At 37.5% G+C, this 3,658-nt stretch carries 5 protein-coding genes; 4 read left to right on the top strand and 1 reads right to left on the bottom strand.

All coding sequences use genetic code 11. The features are described 5' to 3' along the window. Positions 1–467: 467 nt before the first annotated feature. The 4 genes from AC3DU7_RS28385 (at position 468) to AC3DU7_RS28370 (ending at position 2,039) form a co-directional block, all read left to right on the top strand. On the top strand, positions 468–620 hold the full coding sequence (locus tag AC3DU7_RS28385) for a hypothetical protein (protein WP_488042603.1): 153 nt from the start codon (positions 468–470) through the stop codon (positions 618–620). Between the two features lie 168 nt (positions 621–788). Further along, positions 789–1,367 (top strand): RpnC/YadD family protein, encoded by a 579-nt coding sequence (locus AC3DU7_RS28380; RefSeq protein WP_488042602.1) that lies wholly within the window; start codon positions 789–791, stop codon positions 1,365–1,367. Positions 1,368–1,386: 19 nt separating this feature from the next. After that, on the top strand, positions 1,387–1,626 hold the full coding sequence (locus tag AC3DU7_RS28375; protein WP_488042601.1) for a hypothetical protein: 240 nt from the start codon (positions 1,387–1,389) through the stop codon (positions 1,624–1,626). A 122-nt stretch (positions 1,627–1,748) separates the two neighbouring features. Next, complete coding sequence (locus AC3DU7_RS28370; protein WP_488042600.1) at positions 1,749–2,039, top strand: hypothetical protein; 291 nt, start codon at positions 1,749–1,751, stop codon at positions 2,037–2,039. A gap of 360 nt (positions 2,040–2,399) precedes the next feature. Here AC3DU7_RS28370 and AC3DU7_RS28365 read toward each other — a convergent pair whose 3' ends face one another. Continuing rightward, positions 2,400–3,635, bottom strand: a complete 1,236-nt coding sequence (locus AC3DU7_RS28365) for an LL-diaminopimelate aminotransferase (RefSeq protein ID WP_488042604.1) — start codon at positions 3,633–3,635, stop codon at positions 2,400–2,402. Positions 3,636–3,658: the final 23 nt, after the last annotated feature.

Here is a 3,658-nt window from a genome sequence, read left to right as displayed (position 1 = left end):
AAAGCAATAGGTACATTTTGCTTCAACATTTCAGCTAATAAATTACTAATCTCTATAGGTTCAACTTGAGAAAATAAATCTTCTGTTTCTATAATTTTCAAATTAAACTCAGCTTTGACTTTTTTTAAATCAAAATCACTATATGACATTTTACCTACCCCTGATTTACTCAATCAGAATTTTCCGATTAATTACAAATAATTTTATATCCTCAACTATACTCTTAATTACCCATAAAACTTCCTGTAAAAAACTGATAACTGAATAACTGAAGAGGTACACCCACGCGAGCAAGATGCTCGCACTGGGAAAATTAAATTATTAATATCTGTACTTGAGATACTTGGAATATGCTGTAATTTTTCCATGAATTACAAATAGTTTTATATCTAAAATTATACTCTATAATTACCAATCAAACTTCCTGTAAAAAACTGATAACTGATAACTGATAACTGATAACTGAAATGACGCGAACTCCCCACGACCAATTTGCCAAACAATATTTAGAAGAATTACTAACCTTATTAGGTAAAGTAGAAACCAGTCGCGATGTTGCCAGCGAAGTCCGGGAAATAGACGTATATTTTATCTTATTTTCAAGGATAGGTAATAATTAATTATTAATTATTAATTATTCATTATTCATTGTTGAAGAGCCATTTCGCAATCAACCACAACGACTAGAAATACTAGACTGTCAAGCCAAACTTAACTTTGTTATTAACCAACAAAAACGTAAAGCTAGACGAGAAAACACTCCCTATTCTGAAGCTAAATGGCCTCTATTGTGGATTTTGTCCCCCTCTTGTTCGGCCAGAATCATTGATGGTTTTGGCGCTAAAATAGACTCAAGCGGTCAATGGCCTACAGGTATTTATTTTTTGCCAGATTTTCAAAACACAGCAATAGTAGCCATTAATCAATTACCAATTAACCAGGATACTCTCTGGTTGCGGGTATTGGGAAAAGGTCAGACACAAGAGCAAGCCATTTTAGAATTGGAAGCTTTACCAAAAGGCAACTCACTTCGGGAAAATTTGACCGAGCTTCTGGCAAGCTGGCACATCACAATTCAAGTAAGAGACAATATAAATGAAGATGACCAGGAGTTACTAATGAAACTATCACCTGTTTATTTACGTTGGCGCGAGGATACCTTAGAGGAAGGTATCCAGCGAGGTGTCCAACAAACGGAACAAAAGATAAAGCAAATGATTGAAAATTTACTCAATGCTCGGTTTGGTTCCCTAGACTCAGAAGTATTGGCCATTATCGAGCCGATGTTGGGGTTGTCTCCAGAGGAGTTGACTCCTTTGTTATTAACTGCTTCGCGAGAGGAGTTGTTGGAGAGGTTTAGTGAGTAGTTACTGATAGGAGTTACTGATGAAGCGATCGCCTGTTTATTTACGTTGTCGCGAGGATACCTTGGAGGAAGGTATCCAACAAGGCGAACAAAGGATAAAGCAGCAAGTGATTGAAAATTTACTCACTTTCCGGTTTGGTTCCCTGGACTCAGAACTATTGGCCATTATTGAACCAGTTTTGCTGTTGTCTCCAGAGGATTTCACTCCTTTGTTATTAACTGCTTCGCGAGAAGAATTGCTGGAGAGGTTTGGTGAGTAGTTACTAACCAAAATAATAAGGTTTTATGTCTCCTTTTTTAAGGAGATAAAAAAAGAAAATTCTGTATTCTAAGTTTCCCTATTGCAGGAGTTACTAATAATTGAAATGACTAGGAGTTACTAATGGAGCGATCGCCTGTTTATCAACGACGTTGGCGCGGGGAGACCTTTGAAAAAATTCGCCTAGAACTTTGGAAAGAAGGTTTTGAAAAAGGCTTTAGAGAAGGTTTCCAAAAAACTCAACAAGAACAAATAAAAGAACTGATTAAAAGTTCATTCAATTTCCGGTTTGGTTCTCTAGATTCAAAGTTGTTGGCTATTATTGAGCCTATGTTGCTGTTGTCTCCAAAGGAGTTAGCTCGTTTATTATTGAATGCTTCGCGGGAGGAATTATTGGAGAGGTTTGGCGAGTGATTATTTCTAGGTTGCTCAAAATAGTTACAGAATAATTGACAATAGTAGGTAAATATTATTCCTATTTGTCTACCCTCACTAAACTATTTGGCTATTACTTTTTCAAAAGCTTAGACTATTAAGTATTTTGCTACTTATAGAGTGTTAATCATTGGAATTTTAGGAAATATTTTCACTGATAAAAATTAGTAAAAATATACTTACACAACTAATTTTCTGCGTTAGTTATTTGGGGCGGGTTTATTTTATCTGGTGGTTAAATTAGTTAATTTAAACTAGAACCCGCCCCTACATATTGCACTATTTTAGATGTGTCAGTCCACGACTACTCGATCTTACTTGATTTTAGCGATCGCCTACCTAAACTTTAAATTTCTCAGTTATTCGCTTCATTGCCTCATTAACATTTTCCCGACTATTAAAAGCGGAAATTCGGAAGTAACCTTCACCTGCTGCACCAAAACCTGAACCGGGTGTACCGACAACATTACAGTTGTGCAACAGTTTATCGAAAAAATCCCAACTAGACAAACCTGTAGGTGTCTGCACCCAAACATAAGGCGCATTCACACCACCATAAACAGTTAACCCTGCCGCTTGTAACTGGGAACAAATAATTTTGGCATTCTCTAAATAAAATTTGATCAACCCCTTCACCTGTGCTTTCCCTTCATCGGAGTAAACTGCTTCAGCACCACGCTGCACAATATAAGAAACTCCATTAAATTTTGTGCAATGACGGCGATTCCACAATTTCCATAATTCTACATCGCTACCATCAGCAGCTTTCCCCTTGAGAGTTTTGGGTATGACAGTCAGCGCACAACGAGTACCTGTAAAACCAGCATTCTTAGAAAAGGAGCGAAATTCGATCGCGCATTCTCTTGCTCCTTCTATTTCATATATAGAGTGGGGAAGACTTGCATCAGTAATAAATGCTTCGTAAGCAGCATCGAACAAAATAATCGCATTATTCGCTTTTGCATAATCTACCCAAGTCTTGAGATATTCCTTTGTGGCAGTGGCACCAGTGGGGTTATTTGGGAAACACAGATAAATCAAATCTACCTTTTGAGTGGGAAGTTCGGCAGTAAAATTATTTTCTGCGGTAATTGGTAAATAAACTAAACCCTCATATTCCCCTTTCTCATTCACATCTCCAGTATTACCTGCCATTACATTAGTATCTACATACACAGGATAAACTGGATCTGTCACTGCAATAGTATTATCGTGGCCAAAAATGTCGAGAATATTACCAGTGTCGCATTTAGATCCATCAGAAATAAATATTTCAGAGGCATCAATATCACACCCCCTAGCCTGGAAATCTTGAGTCGCAATTTTCTCCCGCAACCAACCATAACCTTGCTCTGGGCCATAACCTTTAAAAGTTGAGCGATCGCCCATTTCTTCTACTGCTTTAATAATGGCCTGACGACAAGCTGCTGGCAGGGGTTCAGTGACGTCCCCAATACCTAGTTTGATAATTTTGGCCTCTGGGTGAGCTTCAGCAAAGGTATTTACGCGACGAGCGATTTCTGGGAATAGATAACCTGCTTTAAGTTTGAGGTAATTATTGTTAATTGTTGCCATGATAGATTGCCAAAAATGATTTA

It is taken from the genome of Okeania sp., assembly GCF_983059655.1.
Note: the sequence above shows the minus strand (reverse complement) of the source record. Positions and strands in the feature narration are given on the sequence as shown.

Coding starts and splice junctions, on each gene's coding strand:
- AC3DU7_RS28370 (WP_488042600.1), top strand. CDS start 1,749: ATGGAGCGATCGCCTGTTTATCAACGACGTTGGCGCGGGGAGACCTTT.
- AC3DU7_RS28385 (WP_488042603.1), top strand. CDS start 468: ATGACGCGAACTCCCCACGACCAATTTGCCAAACAATATTTAGAAGAA.
- AC3DU7_RS28365 (WP_488042604.1), bottom strand. CDS start 3,635: ATGGCAACAATTAACAATAATTACCTCAAACTTAAAGCAGGTTATCTA.
- AC3DU7_RS28375 (WP_488042601.1), top strand. CDS start 1,387: ATGAAGCGATCGCCTGTTTATTTACGTTGTCGCGAGGATACCTTGGAG.